Here is a 17023-nt window from a genome sequence, read left to right as displayed (position 1 = left end):
CCCGTAAGTGGCTTCCTGCTTACCCGGAACTTACGAGCGTGACGGCCCCGGCTGCCAGTGAATTGACGGGGACCGTCAAGCGTCCGGGTGTCGGGGGCGTCCATTAACCTCGTACGCATGGCCGACGCACCGTACAAGCTGATCCTCCTCCGCCACGGCGAGAGCGAGTGGAACGCGAAGAACCTGTTCACCGGCTGGGTGGACGTCAACCTCACCGAGAAGGGCGAGAAGGAGGCGGTCCGCGGCGGTGAGCTGCTCAAGGACGCCGGTCTGCTCCCCGACGTACTCCACACGTCCCTCCAGAAGCGCGCGATCCGCACGGCGCAGCTCGCTCTGGAGGCGGCCGACCGCCACTGGATCCCGGTCCACCGCTCCTGGCGGCTGAACGAGCGGCACTACGGCGCGCTGCAGGGCAAGGACAAGGCGCAGACACTGGCCGAGTTCGGCGAGGAGCAGTTCATGCTCTGGCGCCGCTCGTACGACACCCCGCCGCCGGCCCTCGCCGACGACAGCGAGTTCTCGCAGGCCAACGACGCGCGTTACGCCACGATCCCGCCGGAGCTGCGCCCGCGCACGGAGTGCCTGAAGGACGTCGTGGTCCGCATGCTGCCGTACTGGTACGACGGCATCGTCCCCGACCTGCTGGCCGGCCGCACGGTCCTGGTCGCCGCCCACGGCAACAGCCTCCGCGCCCTGGTCAAGCACCTGGACGGCATCTCGGACACCGACATCGCGGGCCTGAACATCCCGACGGGCATCCCGCTGTACTACGAGCTCGACGCCGACTTCAAGCCGGTCACCCCGGGCGGCAAGTACCTCGACCCGGAAGCCGCCGCGGCCGCCATCGAAGCCGTGAAGAACCAGGGCAAGAAGAAGTAACCGCCCACGGAGATGCCCCCTGCCTGCGGGCTCTCGCCAGCAGGGGGCATCTGCGCGCTCCGCTGCCGCCCGTGGGCCGTCAGGGCGATGAGGCCGTGCGCCCCCCGGGCTCCGGCCCCCCGTCTCCACACCGCACCTGCGCCCACGCCCTGGAGCGCAGGGTCGTCGCAGAACACATGGCGGCCCGCTGTGCCCGCGGGGCATCCTGCAGGTGATCTACCGCGACATCAGCCGACAACTGTCGGCACAGCGGCTGGAGTTCGGTTGCCGTCCAGTCGTCCAGTCGCGCGGCCGTCTGCTCGCCGAGCCGCACGCGGCCGACGCGCTGGACTCCTCGTCGAAGGGCGCATGAGGTGAGTGCGTGGGAAGCGGTTGAGGTGCCGCGGTCCCTGGCGGTGTCGTACGCCAGGGGCTTCGGTGAGGAAGGAAGGGCCTGGATCGCCCGGCTGCCTGGTCTCGCCGCGGAGTTCCTGGAGCGCTGGGAGCTGAGACGGGACGGCACGGCCGCGGCCGGGGAGGCCTCGCTGGTGCTGCCGGTGCGGCGGAAGGACGGCACGCGCGCGGCCCTCAGACTGCAGATGCCCCGCGAGGAGACGACCGCCGCGCTCATCGGGCTGCGTACCTGGAACGGCGACGGGATGGTGCGGCTGCTCGACCACGATCCTGAAAGCAGCACCATGCTGCTGGAGCGGCTGGACGCCTCCCGCACGCTGACCTCGATCGAGGACGACGACGTGGCGATGGGCATCCTCGCCGGGCTTCAGGCCCGGCTGGTCCGCGTACCCGCGCCGCGGGGACTGCGCGGCCTCGGTGACATCGCCACCGGGATGCTGGAGCGGGTTCCCCAGGCGGTGGCGGCTCTGGCCGACCCGGCGGACCGGCAGCTCCTGCGCGGCTGGGCGTCGGCGGTGGCCGAGCTGGTCGGCGAACCCGGAGACCGGTTGCTGCACTGGGATCTGCACTACGGCAACGTTCTGGCCGCGCGGCGTGAGCCGTGGCTCGCCATCGACCCCGAGCCGCTCGCCGGGGACCCCGGCTTCGACCTGTGGCCCGCCCTGGACAGCAGGTGGGACGACGTCGTGGTGAGGAACGGTGCCGTGCGCGTGGTGCGGCGCCGCTTCGACCTGCTCACCGAGGCCCTCGGCCTGGACCGCGCACGCGCGACCGGCTGGACACTCGGGCGGCTGCTGCAGAACTCGCTGTGGGACATCGACGACGGCGCGACCGCCCTCGCCCCAGCCTCCGTCACGGTCGCGAGGGCGCTGGTCCACCGGTGATCCATGCTCTCCGAGGCGCTCGGGCCGGGGCTGTGGTGAAGGCGACGTGGGCTGGGGGCAGCGCAGGGGAGGGCCGCGCGCGCATACTGGGGACGATGACTAAGCCTCCCGCAGTGAAGCGGCACCTGCCGACCAGCCCCTTCAAAGCCCGGGTCGTGCCGGCTCCCAAGCACCTGGCCGTGGGTGACCAGGTGACGCACGACATGTACGGCCTCGGCCGGGTGCTCGGCGTCGAGGAAGGGATCGCGGCTCTCGTGGATTTCGGCTCGACGCAAGAGCGGATCCTGAGCCCGTACGCCAAGATGACCAAGCTCTAGGGCCTCGACAGGCCCCAGGGACTCGTAACGAAAAGGGAGACCTCCCATCGAACTGACCTCGCTGTTCTCCGCGCTGGAAGGCGCACCCCGCTGCTCCGCCGCGACAATGCCGCCGCCCACGACGAACCCCTTCCAGGCCCCGGACTTCGGGGAGGACGAGGGCGCTGTGTCCGAGGACGCGGACGGACACATCTCAGGTGCGCGCGCGGTCTGATCCAGCCCGGTGGCTCCCGCTGGTGCGGGTGCTCGGGCGCGTTCCGGTCCTCAGGGCGTACGCGAGCAGGGCCATGCCCACCAGCGTCATGGTGCCGCCCGAGAGGGTGGCCGGCAGGGCGATCGACACCTCGCCGTCCGGGTCGCCCACGCCGCCCGGGGCCGGCTCCGTGTCCAGCCAGGCCAGGACCGCCCGCGCCCAGGCCACCGCCGGTACGCCCGCGGCCCGAGCAGCCCGCCCAGGCCGGGATCGTACGCACGGGACGCCCCGCCCTTGCGCATGCGGGACCGGACCGCCCCGGCCAGCGGGGACAGCGGGACCGTGAGGAACTGAGCGGCCACCAGACCCGTCAGTGTGTCCAGGCGCAGGTGGTCCGGGCCCGCGCCCCTGGGGTCGCGAGCAGGGCGCCCGCGCCCCCGACGAGGAGGCGCACCGCCAGCGCGCGGAGCAAGGTCATGCCGGAGAGCGTGCCCGATGCGCCCCTCACCGTGGGCGGGCGGCGTCCAGCCATGCGTCGAGTACGGCGAAGTCGGCGGCCGTCAGGCCCGTTTCCGGCGCCACGCGGTGCAGCAGCGACCGGCCCGGGTGGCGGCCCTCCACCCACAGGCGGTCCAGGTCCGTGATCTCGTCGTCCACCCAGACGAACGGGCGCCCCGCCGCCCGCGCCACCACGTGCGGCGTCTTCGCGTGCACGCCGCGCGGCACCCCGTGCGCGGGGCCCTTCGGCCACTCCAGGACCGGGAGGCGCGGCAGGCCGATGCGCGGTGCGATGGTCTCGTTCGCCTCGTCGCCCCACGTCGTCGCCCACACCAGCTCGCAGCCCAGCGCCAGCAGGCGCGGCCCCGCCGTGGGGTCCAGGCGGCCCAGCAGCGGGTTCTCCCCGTCCGGGACGGGCGCGCCGTCCCCGGCACGGGCGCCCGCACCGAACGGGATGAGCGGGCCGTCGACGTCCAGGAAGAGCAGCGGGCGGCCCGGCGGTGGGGTGGTCATGGCGGCACCCTAGAGGTGTGGACGGTGTCTGGTACGTGGCCTACGGGTCCAACACCGAGCCCCGGCGGCTGGAGTGCTATCTGCGGGGCGGGCGCCCGCCGGGGGCCTCGCGGACGTACCCCGGGTGCCGGGACGGTGCGGCGCCTCGCGAGTCGCGGGCCGTCTTGCTGCCCGGGGCCGTGTACTTCGCCACCCGGTCGCCCGTGTGGGGCGGCGGGCGGGCGTTCCACGACCCGTACGCCGCCGGGGAGACCGCCTGGGCGCGGGCCCATCTGGTGACCGCCGGGCAGTTCTGCGACATCGCCGCGCAGGAGATGTACCGGGACGCGGGGACGGACCTCGACCTCGCCGCCGTCGTGCGGGACGGGCGGCAGGTGCTGGGCAGCGGGCGGTACGAGACCGTGGTGTGCCTCGGGTTCCTGACCGGGCGGCCCATGCTGACGTTCACCGCGCCGTGGCGGATGGGCGCCGTCCCGTGGCGGGCGCCGTCCGCCGCGTACCTGCGCTGCCTGGCGCGCGGCCTGGTCGGCGCCGGGCCCTGGGGCGCTCCCGCCGTCGCCGCGTACCTGGCGGCCCGCCCAGGGGCCGCCGGGCACTGGACGCGCGGTCAGGTGCTGGACCTGCTCGTACGCGCGTAGGAAGCACGCCGTGAAGCGTGCGCGGTCACGGTGATGGTCGCCTCCGTCCGCCACCGTGACCGTGGTTGTCCGCCCGGCGAGCCGCTACCCGCAGCTGCCGCTGCACGCGCAGGGACCGCCCGACTGGCAGCCGCAGCTGCAGCCGGAGCCGCATCCGCAGGCGCCGAGCAGCGGCAGGCGGGTCGGGTGGGCCGGGGGCACCTGCTCGGACCGGGTCGTGGGGAAATCTGCCATGGCTTCCTCCTCAGCGGGGGGCCTGTGTCGCCTCGCCCTCCATTGCACGCCGACCGGGGAGGGCGCAGACAGGGCGCATCAACGGCGCACGGGAGTGAGGCCGCGTTCACCCGACCGGGCGAATGCCGCCCCGAGCCGGCGGAAGCCACGGAAGCCACGGAAGCCACGGGAGCCATGGGAGCCATGAGGCGCACGGGGCGAGGGAACGGTACGGCCCCGGACGCGGTGCACGCCTGGGGCCGTCTCTGCGGGCCGGTACCTCTGTGGGCCGGTACGGGTCACCACCTGCCGGGCGAACCCCGCCGGAGCCCCGCCCCCGCCCAGCGGGACCTACGCCCCCTCGACCGGCGTCTCCGGCTGCTGGAGCTCGTCCGCGTGCTCGCCCGTCACCAGGTACACCACGCGCTTCGCCACCGACACCGCGTGGTCGGCGAACCGCTCGTAGTACCGGCCCAGCAGCGTCACGTCCACGGCCGTCTCGATGCCGTGCTTCCAGCGGTCGTCCATCAGGTGCTGGAACAGCGTCCGGTGCAGCAGGTCCATCTCGTCGTCGTCCTGCTCCAGCTGGAGCGCCAGGTCGACGTCCTTGGTGATGATGACCTCCGCCGCCTTCGCCATCAGGCGCTGCGCGAGCTGGCCCATCTCCAGGATCGTGGCGTGCAGGTCGCCCGGGACCGCGCGGTCCGGGAAGCGCAGCCTGGCCAGCTTCGCCACGTGCTGCGCCAGGTCGCCGGAGCGCTCCAGGTCGGCGCTCATGCGCAGCGAGGTCACGACGATGCGCAGGTCCGTCGCCACCGGCTGCTGGCGGGCCAGCAGCGCTATCGCGCGGGCCTCCAGGTCGTGCTGGAGGTCGTCGATCTTCTGGTCGGCGGCGATCACCGCCTCCGCCAGCTTCAGGTCCGCGTCGAGCATCGCCGTCGTGGCGCGCCCGATCGCAGACCCGACCAGCCTGGCCATCTCGACGAGGCCCTCGCCGATCGAGTCCAGTTCCTCGTGGTACGCGTCCCGCATGGATGTCCCTCTCTCACTACGCTCGGGGTCCCGGTGGGGCTCGGTTCGTGCTCTGGTGGTGCCAGGACCCCACGTTCCCACGGTCCGGGGGCGACAAGTCGGGGGCCTCCCTCACAAGTGAACCGTCACCGTCCCCTCGGTGAACTCTGGGCGACGACTGTTCGAGCAGCCACTCGGACGGCTGGGAGCGCACCATTGACCATGCCTAACCTGGAGACATGGACGTGAACGCGGCGGTCGCCGCAGTGGCAGCGATCGCCGGGTTGCTCACCGGTGTCATCGCCATGCTCGCGTTCCGCTGGAGCGAGCGCGACCAGGCGCGGCCCACCCGGACCTCGCTGCACACGGACGCGGTGCTGCCGCCCGGAGTGGACACGGTGCTGTCGGTGCTGCGCTCCTCCGCCGTCGTGCTGGACGAGAGCGACTCCGTGGTGAAGGCCAGCTCGGCGGCGTACGCGCTGGGACTGGTGCGCGGCGGGAAGCTGGCCGTCGAGCCGATGCTCCAGATGGCCCGCGACACCCGCCGCGACGGCGAGATACGGCAGGTCGAGCTGGACCTCCCGAGGCGCGGTACGGGCCGGGGCGAGGCCCTGGCGGTCTCCGCGCGCGTGGCGCCGCTCGGCTCCCGGCTGGTGCTGCTGCTGGTCGAGGACCTGACGGAGGCCCGCCGTATCGAGGCCGTACGGCGCGACTTCGTCGCGAACGTCAGCCACGAGCTGAAGACGCCCGTCGGCGCGCTGTCCCTGCTGTCCGAAGCGGTCATGGACGCCGCCGACGACCCGGAGGCGGTGACCCGGTTCGCCGGACGCATGCAGATCGAGGCGACCCGGCTGACCAACCTGGTGCAGGAGCTGATCGACCTCTCCCGGGTCCAGAACGACGACCCGCTGGAGGACGCCGAGCCGGTCCGGGTGGACGAGCTGGTCGCCGAGGCCATCGACCGCTCCCGGCACACGGCCACCACCAAGAACATCACCATGGCCGCCGGAGGCACCACCGACCTGCGGGTCTGGGGCCACCGGGGCCAGCTCGCAGCGGCCCTCGGCAACCTCGTCGAGAACGCCGTCAACTACTCTCCGGCCCACACCCGCGTCGGCATCGCCGCCCGCCGCGTCACCGCTCCCGGCGGCGACCTCATCGAGATCGCCGTCACCGACCAGGGCATCGGCATCCCCGACAAGGACAAGGAGCGCATCTTCGAGCGCTTCTACCGCGTCGACCCGGCCCGCTCCCGTGCCACCGGCGGTACGGGCCTCGGCCTGGCCATCGTCAAGCATGTCGCCGCCTCGCACGGCGGCGAGGTGACCGTATGGTCCACCGAGGGCCAGGGCTCCACCTTCACCCTTCGTCTCCCCGAGGCGGCCGCGGGCCGCGACCGCGCCCGGGACCGCCGTACCACCGGCTCCGAGATCGCCAACGAACCTTTCACCGCCCCGGAGGTCCTTCCGTGACCCGAGTGCTTGTCGTCGAGGACGAGGAGTCCTTCAGCGACGCCCTGTCGTACATGCTCCGCAAGGAGGGATTCGAGGTAGCCGTAGCGACCACCGGGCCGGACGGGCTCGACGAGTTCGAGCGCAACGGCGCCGACCTCGTCCTGCTCGACCTGATGCTTCCCGGGCTGCCGGGCACCGAGGTGTGCCGTCAGCTCCGCGGCCGGTCGAACGTGCCGGTCATCATGGTCACCGCCAAGGACAGCGAGATCGACAAGGTCGTCGGCCTGGAGATAGGCGCCGACGACTACGTGACGAAGCCGTTCTCCTCGCGGGAGCTGGTCGCCCGCATCCGCGCGGTGCTGCGCCGCCGCGGCGAGCCGGAGGAGACCGCCCCGGCGGCCCTGGAGGCGGGCCCGGTGCGGATGGACGTGGACCGGCACGTGGTGACGGTCGACGGCAGCAAGGTGGACCTGCCGCTGAAGGAGTTCGACCTGCTGGAGATGCTGCTGCGCAACGCGGGCCGGGTGCTCACGCGCATGCAGCTCATCGACCGGGTCTGGGGCGCCGACTACGTGGGCGACACGAAGACCCTCGACGTGCACGTCAAGCGGCTGCGCGCCAAGATCGAGCCCGACCCGGGCGCCCCGCGCTACCTGGTCACGGTCCGCGGCCTGGGCTACAAGTTCGAGCCGTAAAGACCCCGGACGACCACGAAGGGCGCCCCACCGGTCTTCCTGGACCGGTGGGGCGCCCTTCGTGGTGCTCGCGCCCCCGCGCGTGCGCCGGGGCGGTGGCGTCAGTGGCTGTGGCTGTCGCCGCCCTCGCCGTGAGCCGGGTCCGAGCCGTGGGCCGGCGCCGACGCCGGGGCCGAACCGGTCGGCGACGCGGCCGGCGAGCCGGCGGGGGAGCCGGACGGGGCGGGGGAGCCCGACGGTGAGGCGGCGGGGGAGGACGGGGCGCCGGTCGGGCCGAAGCCCTCGTAGTAGCCCTCCGACGGGTGGACGAGCGCGTTGAGCTTCACGTCGCCCGTTTCGCTGAGCTGGAGGACGACCTCCTGGACGCCGCCCCGGACGGACGGCTTCAGGCCCTCGACCACGACGGAGGCGTTGCCCTCGCCGCCGAGGATCAGGGAGCCGCCGGCCGGGACGGTGAGCGGGCCCGAGCCCTTGGCGGGCTTCAGCTCGGCCTTGGCGCCGGAGCCGGGCAGCTGGACGCCTTCGAGCGTCTCGGCCTTGGAGCCGTCGTTGAAGACGGTCGCGGAGAAGGCCGCCGGGCCTTGGCCCTCGGCCGGGGTGATCACCACGGCGTTCTGGACCTTGATGTCGCCGACCGTGGTGGCGGCGTTGTCCGGCCTGATCTGGAGAGTCTGTGCGTCATTGCCCGCGCCGCAAGCGGTGAGCGAGGCGAGGGAGATCACGAGGGCGGTGGCGGCGATGGCGCCGCGTCGAAGGCTGCGGCTCACGGCGGCGGCAACTCCTAGACGTACGGACGAGGGGACGGGCACGGTCGGTGTACTGCGCGACCTCCCCCACCGGGCCGGCGGGACCGGACCGGATCAAGGAGCGGTCAGCGGGCTCAGGTTACCGACCCCGTGTCGCGGCGCCGCACCCGACCCGCCCTGTACGGCCCCCGGGAGCGCCCCGCGCCGCCGCGGTGCCGCCGTCGGCGGTGTTCTCGGCCGGTTCGCAAAAGTGGCTTGATCAATTATCCGGTGCTCACACATTCCCCACGGAAAAGCCACCTGTGATCAATTCGGGAAAGTGCCCGGCATCCGTCCGTACGGGTGACCGACAACCGAACGGAGTACGGGAACTGGACGCCATCGAACCCGACAAATCAGGATCTTTCACCCCTTCGACGGCCCTCCGGGCGTCCGTGGTCGGAACGTTTCGGACCGCGTCCGCAGCCGCTCCGACCTGCGGATACCCGCCCGCGAGGCCCCGCCGCAGCACGTCCGCGCAGCTGTTGTCAAGCCCCGAGATATGCCCTGACCTGCGAAAACGCCATTCAGAAGAAGCCGTATCCGTGTTACCCTGGATAGCCACGGAAGGGGTACCTGTCACATGACGTTCAAGGTTGGCGACACCGTGGTCTATCCCCATCACGGGGCCGCGCTGATCGAGGCTATCGAAACTCGCCAGATCAAAGGCGTGGACAAGACCTACTTGGTGCTCAAGGTCGCCCAGGGCGACTTGACGGTACGTGTCCCGGCGGACAACGCGGAGTTCGTCGGTGTGCGCGATGTGGTCGGCCAGGACGGGCTGGACCGGGTCTTCGAGGTGCTGCGCGCACCGTACGCCGAGGAGCCCACGAACTGGTCCCGTCGCTACAAGGCGAACCTCGAGAAGCTCGCCTCCGGCGATGTCATCAAGGTCGCCGAGGTAGTGCGCGACCTCTGGCGCCGGGAGCGCGAGCGCGGTCTCTCCGCCGGGGAGAAGCGGATGCTCGCCAAGGCGCGCCAGATTCTCGTCAGCGAGCTCGCGCTCGCGGAGAACACCAACGAAGACAAGGCCGAGGCCCTGCTGGACGAGGTCCTCGCCTCCTGACGCGCCGAGTGCCGGAGTGGGTCGCCGCCTGAGCGGTTCGCCACTGTGCGGTACGCCTCAGATGGCGCATGCAGCGACACTGCCGCGGTGCCCGATGACATGCTGTGATCCCACAGCTCCGTCGCCGGGCGCTGCGGCATGTTCGTACCCGTACGGCAATCCCGTACCAGGCGGCTACCTCGACCGGCGTCACGGAAGGGTCCGGTCAAGGCGTCGCGCCCGCGCTGTGGCCATACCCATGTCGGCCGAGTAAACAAACCTGCCGGAGTGCAACCGATGTCAGACGCAGCACCTCCTGCCCGCACCGCGGCGGTCATCCCCGCCGCCGGCCGAGGCGTACGGCTCGGGCCGGGCGCGCCCAAGGCGCTCCGCACGCTGGGCGGCACCCCCATGCTGGTCCACGCCGTCCGGGCCATGTCCGCCTCGCGAGCCGTGTCCCTGGTGGTCGTGGTGGCGCCGCCGGACGACGTGGCCGCCGTACGTACGCTCCTGGACGAGTACCCGGCGCCCGAGCGCACCGAGGTCGTCGTCGTCCCCGGCGGGGCGACCCGCCAGGACTCCGTACGGCACGGTCTGGACGCGCTGCCCGATTCGGTCACCACCGTCCTCGTCCATGACGCGGCCCGCCCGCTGGTCCCGGTGGACACCGTGGACGCGGTCATCGAGGCCGTACGGGACGGGGGCGCGCCCGCCGTCGTGCCCGCCGTGCCGCTCGCGGACACCGTCAAGGAGGTCGAACCGGCCGCCGACGGGACGCCCGAGCCCGTCCTCGGCACGCCCGAGCGGGCCCGGCTGCGCGCGGTGCAGACCCCGCAGGGCTTCGACCGGGCCACGCTCGTGCGGGCCCACCGGGAGGTCACCGGCGAGGTCACCGACGACGCGAGCATGGTCGAGCGGCTCGGCGTCCGGGTCGTCGCCGTGCCCGGCCACGAGGAGGCGTTCAAGGTGACGCGCCCACTGGACCTGGTCCTCGCGGAGGCGGTCCTCGCGCGCAGGAGGGTCAACGATGGCTTCTGAGAACGGCTTCGCGATGCCGCTCGTCGGCATCGGCACGGACGTCCACGCCTTCGAGCGCGGCCGCGAGCTGTGGTGCGCGGGCCTGCTCTGGGAGGGCGAGGAGTACGGCCTCGCCGGGCACTCCGACGGTGACGTGGCCGCCCACGCGGCGTGCGACGCGCTGTTCTCCGCCGCCGGTCTCGGCGACCTCGGCGCGCACTTCGGCACCAGCCGCCCCGAGTGGTCCGGCGCGTCCGGCGTCACGCTCCTCGCGGAGGCGGCCCGGATCGTCCGCGCGGAGGGGTACGAGATCGGGAACGTCGCCGTGCAGGTCATCGGCGTCCGCCCCAAGGTCGGCAAGCGGCGCGCGGAGGCGCAGGCGGCGCTGAGCGCGGCGGTCGGCGCGCCCGTCGCCGTGTCAGGGACGACCACCGACGGGCTCGGCCTCACCGGCCGCGCGGAGGGCCTGGCCGCCATCGCCACCGCCCTGGTCGTCCGCCGCCCGTAGCCACGCCACGGTCCAACCCGTCCCGTACGCCGCCGTACGGGGCGGGACGGGCGTGGGCACGGGCGGCCGCCCACTACTCTGGAGTGGTGACTATTCGGCTGTACGACACCAGCGCCCGGCAGATCCGCGACTTCGCCCCCCTCAAGCCGGGCTGTGTCTCGATCTACCTGTGTGGCGCCACCGTGCAGGCGGCCCCGCACATCGGGCACATCAGGTCCGGGCTGAACTTCGACATCATGCGCCGCTGGTTCGCCTACCGCGGCTACGAGGTGACGTTCGTCCGCAACGTCACCGACATCGACGACAAGATCATCGCCAAGGCCGCGGAGCAGGGCCGCCCGTGGTGGTCGATCGGCTACGAGAACGAGCGCGCGTTCAACGACGGCTACCGGGCCCTCGGCTGCCTGCCGCCCACGTACGAGCCGCGAGCCACCGGGCACGTCACCGAGATGGTCGAGATGATGCGCGGCCTCATCGAGCGGGGCCACGCCTACGAGGCGGACGGCGACGTCTACTTCGACGTGCGCTCCTTCCCCGGCTACCTGGAGCTGTCCCGGCAGGACCTGGACGACCTGCGCCAGCCGTCCGGCGAGGGCGAGACCGGCAAGCGCGACCCGCGGGACTTCGCCATGTGGAAGGCCGCCAAGCCCGGCGAGCCCAGCTGGGAGACCCCGTGGGGCCGCGGCCGCCCCGGCTGGCACCTGGAGTGCTCGGCCATGGCCCACAAGTACCTGGGCGAGGTCTTCGACATCCACGGCGGCGGCCTCGACCTGGTCTTCCCGCACCACGAGAACGAGATCGCCCAGGCCAAGGCGTACGGCGACGAGTTCGCGCGGTTCTGGGTGCACAACGCCTGGGTGACGATGAGCGGCGAGAAGATGTCGAAGTCGCTCGGCAACTCGGTGCTCGTCTCCGAGATGGTCAAGCAGTGGCGCCCCGTCGTCCTGCGCTACTACCTGGGCACCCCGCACTACCGGTCGATGATCGAGTACAGCGAGGAGGCCCTGCGCGAGGCGGACGCCGCGTACGCCCGGATCGAGGGCTTCGTCCAGCGGGTCGTCGAGAAGGCCGGCCGGACCGTGGAGCCCGCCGCCGAGGTGCCGCCCGCCTTCGCCGAGGCCATGGACGACGACCTGGGCGTCCCGCAGGCGCTGGCCGTCATCCACAACACGGTCCGCCAGGGCAACAGCGCGCTGGCCGCCGACGACAAGGACGCGGCCGTGGAGCGGGTCGCGGAGGTCCGGGCGATGCTCGGCGTCCTCGGGCTCGACCCTCTCGACCCGCACTGGGCGGGCGAGGCCGAGTCGAGCCAGGACCTGCACGGCGTCGTGGACAGCCTCGTACGGATGGTCCTCGACCAGCGGGAGGCGGCCCGCGCCCGCAAGGACTGGGGCACCGCCGACGCGATCCGCGACCAGCTCGGGCAGTCCGGGCTCGTCATCGAGGACGGTCCGGACGGGCCTCGCTGGACGCTCGGCGCCCGCTGACGCACTCTTGAGGTGCCGCCCGGCCCGGCCGGGCGGCACCCCGCACACGTACGCACGACTGTGAAGTTTGACGACAGACAGGTAGGTCATGGCCGGGAACAGCCAGCGCAGGAACCGCCGCACCAGCAACAAGAAGGGCGCGACGGTCGGCAGCGGTGGCAACCGGCGCCGCTCCCTCGAGGGCAAGGGCCCGACGCCGCCCGCGCACATGCGCAAGGGCCATGTGAAGAACCGCGTCGCCAACGCCAAGGCCAAGCAGTCCGCGCGCCGCCCGGTCGCCCGGCGCGGCGGCAAGGGCCAGTCCGAGATGGTCGTCGGCCGCAACCCGGTCTACGAGGCCCTGCGCGACGGCGTGCCCGCGACGACGCTGTACGTCCAGCAGTTCATCGACAACGACGAGCGGGTGCGCGACGCGCTGAAGCTCGCCGCCGACCGGGGCGGCATCCACCTGATGGAGGCCCCCCGCGCCGAGCTGGACCGGATGACCAACGGCCTGAACCACCAGGGCCTCGTCCTCCAGGTCCCGCCGTACGAGTACGCCCACCCGGAGGACCTGGCGGCCGCCGCGTACGACGAGGGCGAGGAGCCGCTGATCGTCGCCCTCGACGGCGTCACCGACCCGCGCAACCTCGGCGCGATCGTCCGTTCCGTGTCGGCGTTCGGCGGGCACGGAGTGGTCGTCCCCGAGCGCCGCGCGGCCGGGATGACGGCGGGCGCCTGGAAGACGTCCGCCGGTACGGCCGCCCGTACGCCGGTCGCGCGCGCCACCAACCTGACGCGCGCCCTGGAGGCGTACCAGAAGGCGGGCCTCACCGTCGTCGGCCTCGCGGCCGAGGGCGAGACGGAGGTCGGCGACCTGGAGGCGCTGGCCGGTCCCGTCGTCATCGTCGTCGGCAGCGAGGGCAAGGGCCTGTCCCGGCTCGTCGGCGAGACCTGCGACTACCTGGTCCGCATCCCGATGCCGGGCGGCGCCGAGTCGCTGAACGCCGGTGTCGCCGCCGGTGTCGTGCTGTACGAGGCGGCGCGCCGCCGCGGCTGATCCACCGCGCCGACGGGAACGCCCTTCGGCACGCGGAGTTCCGGGGCCCGTCATGATGTTGACGGGTCTCGGACATTTGGGGGCCGTCAAGGCAGTGTCCTAACCCGCCGTCACTCGGTTAGATGAGTGTGGACACCAGAACGCCCCGGCCCGGCTTCGATGATCAGCCTGCGCTGAGCATGGTCAAGGTGAACAGCGACCCCGCGCAGGTCATCGTGAACCACGCCAGTTTCCGGGTACAGCTCGCCCCGGTCCGGAAGCCCCGGTTCGCCGACCCCGCCCGCGTCCCCGCCATGAGCGGCGCGGCGCCCGGCGGGGCCCGGCGGCGGGCGCCCCTCGTGTGGACCGGCAAGTCCTCGCCCGGCGACCCCGGCGCGACCGGACTCCTCCAGGCCGTGCGCGACTCGGCCGCCCTCGACACGTACGACCGTACGAGGGCCGTGCCGCGCATGGACGCCGGAGCGGGCGCCACCCAGACCCTCCCGCGCGTCGGTTACGGCGACGACACGCTGCCGACCCCCGTCGTCGGCGGCCTCCCCGTCCCCGCGCCGTCGCCCCCCGCCCCGCTGCTGCCGCCGATGCGGCGCGCCGAGGGCGCCTACGACCTCCGCCCCGAGGACACGGGCGAGCTGGGCGTCACGGCCGGCACGGGCACGCGGGAGCACGGCTCCCGGTACGAGCCCGCGTACGGCTCCGGCCACGGCGGCGGGGCGTACGGCACCGGCGGGTACGGCGAGCGGTACGACGACGCGTACGACGAGCCCGAGGACCGGCTCGACGGCGACGACCGGTACGGCGGCCGGTACGACGCCGACGGCCGCGACACGTATGCCGAGGGCTCCGCCGCGCACCACCGGCACGCCTACTACCCCGGCCGCCGGATGAACCTCGGGGTCGTGCTGCTGCCGCTGCGCGTCTTCCTCGGCCTCATCTCCGTGTACGCCGGGATGGGCAAGCTCTGCGACCCGGTCTACTTCGACGGCGGCGAGCGCGGCTCGATGGTCCGCTGGCTGAACTCGCTGGACCCGTGGCCGCTCGCCGAGCCGCTGCGGGACTTCGCGCTGGCGCACCCGGTCGGCGCGGGCCTCACCGTGGCGTTCGCCCAGGTCATCGTGGGCGTCCTGACCATCCTGGGCCTGTGGCAGCGGGTCGCCGCCGTGTTCGGCGCGCTGCTGTCGGCGGCGCTGCTGCTGACGGTGAGCTGGCGGGCCGTGCCCGTCTACGACGCGCCCGACATCATCTACCTGGCCGCCTGGTCGCCGCTGATCATCGCCGGGGCGCCGGTCTACTCCGTGGACGGCCGCCTCGCCGGTGAGGCATGGCGGACGCTCGGCCCGCGCGCCGCGCTGTGGGCGCTGCGCCGCCGGGTGCTGCGCCGGGGCGCGGTCGTCGCGGCCGTGGTGGTCGGCCTGACGCTGCTGGTCGGCTCGGTGCTGGGCGGGGCCGTGCGGTCGTCCGACCTGATCACCGTGCCGGGTCCGAACGACGACCCGACCAACCACCTGCCGGGGCAGTCGCTGCCCGAGGAGCCCGCGGAGAGCGAGTCCGCGAGCGCTTCGGCCGAGGAGCCCGAGCCGTCCGAGTCGGCGTCCCCGTCGGAGTCGGCCGCGCCGAGCGAGAGCCCGACGGCAGGACAGCAGGCCGAGGAGGAGCCGGTGTACGACAGCGGCCGCGTCCAGGAGGAGGCGCCCACGGCCACGCAGGGCGTCGGCGAGGCCCCGCAGGAGCCGCGCCCCGAGCCGCCGCCGGTGACCAGCGCGGGCCCCACGTCCAGCGGCGGCTCCGACAGCGGGGGCGGCGACGAGGGCTCCGGCTCGGGCGGTACGGACGACGGCTCCGGCTCGTCGGGCGGCTCCTCCGGGGGCGGCTCGGGCGGCAACCGCAACCCGCTGGGCGGGCTCCTGGGCTGACCCGTCACCCCATCAGGGCGGTCACCTGCGCGCGAGGACGCGCCGGTGGCCGCCCTTCGGCCTTTTCCCGGAAACGGCAACAGCGGTTGCCGGTCCGGGAACGGGCGGGGTGCAATGACCGGCATGCGGCAGCACGACACAGCGGACCACGCGCGGCGCGACGCCCCGCCTCCCGGCGCGGCCCCCGGAGGGTCTCCCGGCGCGGGGCCCGGCGACGGGCTGGAGCGGGCGCTCGCCGGGGTCGGGCCCCGGCTGCGGGAGCTGCGGCGGCGGCGCGGGGTGACCCTGGCCGCGCTGTCCGAGGCGACCGGGATCTCCCGCAGCACCCTGTCCCGCCTGGAGACCGGTCAGCGGCGGCCCACGCTGGAGTTGCTGCTGCCGCTGTCGCAGGCCCACCAGGTGCCCCTGGACGAGCTGGTCGACGCCCCCGACGTGGGTGATCCGCGCGTACGGCTCAAGCCGCGCACCGTGCACGGCTCGACGGTGGTGCCGCTCACCCGGCAGCCCGGCCCCCTCCAGACGTACAAGATGGTCATCCCGGCCGACCGGGCGACGCCCGACCCGCGCGTCCACGAGGGGCACGAGTGGCTGTACGTGCTGGCGGGGCGGCTGCGGCTGGTGCTGGGCGACCACGACGTGGTGCTGGGGCCCGGCGAGGCCGCGGAGTTCGACACGCGGGTGCCGCACTGGTTCGGCAGCGCCGGGGGCGGCCCGGTGGAGATCCTCTCCATCTTCGGGCGCCAGGGCGAGCGGATGCACGTACGGGCCCGGACCCGCCGCGACAAGACCGCCTAGACGTCCTGGACGGCCTGGACGGCGGGGCCGTGGGCGGCCAGCTCCTTGGCGGCCTCGGTGAGGTCCTTCGCCGTGTCGATGGCCCGCCAGTACGCGCCCTGCGGCAGCGGGAACCCGGCGAGGCGGCGTTCCCGGGCGAGGCGGGGGAACGTGGTCCGCTCGTGGTCGCCCCGCTCGGGCAGCAGATCGCGGAAGGCGGCGGAGAAGACGTACACGCCCGCGTTGATCAGGTACGGCGACGGGGGCGCCTCGATGAAGTCGGTGATGTGGCCGAACGCGTCGGTCTCGACGGCGCCCCACGGGATGCGGGGGCGGGCCAGGGCGAGCGTGGCGGTCGCGTCGCGCTCGGCGTGGAAACCGGCCATCTCGCGCAGCGAGAACCGGGTCCAGATGTCGCCGTTCGTCGCGTACCAGGGCTCGTCGGGGTACGGCAGGCGGGCCGCCGCGTACTTGAGGCCGCCGCCGCGGCCGAGCGGCTCGTCCTCCACGACGGTGGTGACGTGCAGGGGCAGGTCCGCGCCGTCGAGCCACTGGCGCAGGACGTCGGCGAGGTGGCCGCACGAGACGACCGCGTGGGTCACGCCCTCGGCGGCGAGCCAGGACAGCTGATGGCCGATGATCGGGGTCCCGGTGCCCGGGATCTCGACCATCGGCTTGGGGCGGTCGTCGGTGTAGGGGCGCAGTCGTGAGCCCTGGCCGCCCGCCAGGACCACGGCCTGCGTCGGAGTGGTGTGCATACCGGGCACGAT

Annotated in this window: 20 protein-coding genes; 14 read left to right on the top strand and 6 right to left on the bottom strand. The window is 73.3% G+C overall.

Annotated features, from left to right (window positions below; genetic code table 11):
* Positions 1-117: 117 nt before the first annotated feature.
* From J116_RS12625 to J116_RS12615, 4 genes are all read left to right on the top strand, one after another.
* Entirely contained in the window at positions 118-879 is a 762-nt protein-coding gene (locus J116_RS12625) for a phosphoglyceromutase (RefSeq protein WP_023587438.1), read from the top strand.
* 211 nt (positions 880-1090) lie between these two features.
* Positions 1091-1231, top strand: coding sequence for a hypothetical protein (locus tag J116_RS29900; protein WP_161492115.1), 141 nt, complete (start codon positions 1091-1093; stop codon positions 1229-1231).
* Position 1232: 1 nt separating this feature from the next.
* Complete coding sequence (locus J116_RS12620) at positions 1233-2156, top strand: aminoglycoside phosphotransferase family protein (protein ID WP_023587437.1); 924 nt, start codon at positions 1233-1235, stop codon at positions 2154-2156.
* A 95-nt stretch (positions 2157-2251) separates the two neighbouring features.
* Positions 2252-2473, top strand: coding sequence for a hypothetical protein (locus tag J116_RS12615; protein WP_028963990.1), 222 nt, complete (start codon positions 2252-2254; stop codon positions 2471-2473).
* A gap of 193 nt (positions 2474-2666) precedes the next feature.
* Here the strand turns inward: J116_RS12615 and J116_RS12610 are convergent, their stop codons facing one another.
* Both J116_RS12610 and J116_RS12605 read right to left on the bottom strand, forming a co-directional pair.
* Entirely contained in the window at positions 2667-2894 is a 228-nt protein-coding gene (locus J116_RS12610; RefSeq protein ID WP_023587434.1) for a hypothetical protein, read from the bottom strand.
* A 276-nt stretch (positions 2895-3170) separates the two neighbouring features.
* Entirely contained in the window at positions 3171-3677 is a 507-nt protein-coding gene (locus tag J116_RS12605) for an HAD domain-containing protein (RefSeq protein WP_023587432.1), read from the bottom strand.
* Positions 3678-3694: 17 nt separating this feature from the next.
* Here J116_RS12605 and J116_RS12600 point away from each other — a divergent pair, with 17 nt between their 5' ends.
* Positions 3695-4315, top strand: coding sequence for a hypothetical protein (locus J116_RS12600; RefSeq protein WP_023587431.1), 621 nt, complete (start codon positions 3695-3697; stop codon positions 4313-4315).
* Positions 4316-4399: 84 nt separating this feature from the next.
* Here the strand turns inward: J116_RS12600 and J116_RS30125 are convergent, their stop codons facing one another.
* Entirely contained in the window at positions 4400-4549 is a 150-nt protein-coding gene (locus J116_RS30125) for a hypothetical protein (RefSeq protein WP_162850453.1), read from the bottom strand.
* Positions 4550-4879: 330 nt separating this feature from the next.
* Positions 4880-5560, bottom strand: a complete 681-nt coding sequence (phoU, locus tag J116_RS12595; protein ID WP_023587430.1) for a phosphate signaling complex protein PhoU — start codon at positions 5558-5560, stop codon at positions 4880-4882.
* Positions 5561-5778: 218 nt separating this feature from the next.
* Between phoU and J116_RS12590 the strand changes: the two genes are divergently transcribed.
* On the top strand, positions 5779-7011 hold the full coding sequence (locus tag J116_RS12590; RefSeq protein WP_023587429.1) for a sensor histidine kinase: 1233 nt from the start codon (positions 5779-5781) through the stop codon (positions 7009-7011).
* Positions 7008-7688: a response regulator transcription factor gene (locus tag J116_RS12585; protein WP_023587428.1), complete on the top strand. Its 681-nt coding sequence runs from the start codon at positions 7008-7010 to the stop codon at positions 7686-7688. Before J116_RS12590 ends, J116_RS12585 begins: the two co-directional genes overlap by 4 nt.
* 101 nt (positions 7689-7789) lie before the next feature.
* Here J116_RS12585 and J116_RS12580 read toward each other — a convergent pair whose 3' ends face one another.
* Positions 7790-8455 carry a copper chaperone PCu(A)C gene (locus J116_RS12580; protein WP_023587427.1) on the bottom strand — a complete coding sequence of 222 codons (666 nt, stop codon included), beginning with the start codon at positions 8453-8455 and terminating at the stop codon, positions 7790-7792.
* A gap of 601 nt (positions 8456-9056) precedes the next feature.
* Between J116_RS12580 and J116_RS12575 the strand changes: the two genes are divergently transcribed.
* From J116_RS12575 to J116_RS12545, 7 genes are all read left to right on the top strand, one after another.
* Positions 9057-9539 carry a CarD family transcriptional regulator gene (locus tag J116_RS12575; RefSeq protein WP_003953493.1) on the top strand — a complete coding sequence of 161 codons (483 nt, stop codon included), beginning with the start codon at positions 9057-9059 and terminating at the stop codon, positions 9537-9539.
* Between the two features lie 276 nt (positions 9540-9815).
* Positions 9816-10556 (top strand): 2-C-methyl-D-erythritol 4-phosphate cytidylyltransferase, encoded by a 741-nt coding sequence (gene ispD, locus J116_RS12570; RefSeq protein ID WP_023587426.1) that lies wholly within the window; start codon positions 9816-9818, stop codon positions 10554-10556.
* Entirely contained in the window at positions 10546-11043 is a 498-nt protein-coding gene (ispF, locus tag J116_RS12565) for a 2-C-methyl-D-erythritol 2,4-cyclodiphosphate synthase (protein WP_023587425.1), read from the top strand. Before ispD ends, ispF begins: the two co-directional genes overlap by 11 nt.
* 86 nt (positions 11044-11129) lie before the next feature.
* Positions 11130-12530 carry a cysteine--tRNA ligase gene (gene cysS, locus J116_RS12560; RefSeq protein WP_023587424.1) on the top strand — a complete coding sequence of 467 codons (1401 nt, stop codon included), beginning with the start codon at positions 11130-11132 and terminating at the stop codon, positions 12528-12530.
* 88 nt (positions 12531-12618) lie between these two features.
* The gene (gene rlmB, locus J116_RS12555; protein ID WP_023587423.1) at positions 12619-13569 is read left to right on the top strand and encodes a 23S rRNA (guanosine(2251)-2'-O)-methyltransferase RlmB; all 951 of its coding nucleotides are present in this window, start codon (positions 12619-12621) and stop codon (positions 13567-13569) included.
* 122 nt (positions 13570-13691) lie between these two features.
* Complete coding sequence (locus J116_RS12550) at positions 13692-15479, top strand: DoxX family protein (RefSeq protein ID WP_079147713.1); 1788 nt, start codon at positions 13692-13694, stop codon at positions 15477-15479.
* 114 nt (positions 15480-15593) lie between these two features.
* Positions 15594-16274, top strand: coding sequence for a helix-turn-helix domain-containing protein (locus tag J116_RS12545; RefSeq protein WP_023587421.1), 681 nt, complete (start codon positions 15594-15596; stop codon positions 16272-16274).
* Here the strand turns inward: J116_RS12545 and J116_RS12540 are convergent.
* Complete coding sequence (locus J116_RS12540; RefSeq protein ID WP_023587420.1) at positions 16271-17011, bottom strand: nucleotidyltransferase family protein; 741 nt, start codon at positions 17009-17011, stop codon at positions 16271-16273. The genes J116_RS12545 and J116_RS12540 overlap by 4 nt on opposite strands.
* Positions 17012-17023 lie beyond the last annotated feature (12 nt).

The sequence above is a fragment of the Streptomyces thermolilacinus SPC6 genome (assembly GCF_000478605.2).
In the GTDB taxonomy this organism is placed as follows: Bacteria; Actinomycetota; Actinomycetes; order Streptomycetales; family Streptomycetaceae; genus Streptomyces; species Streptomyces thermolilacinus.
The sequence above is the reverse complement of the archived record's forward strand: the minus strand, read 5'-3'. Positions and strand labels throughout refer to the sequence as shown.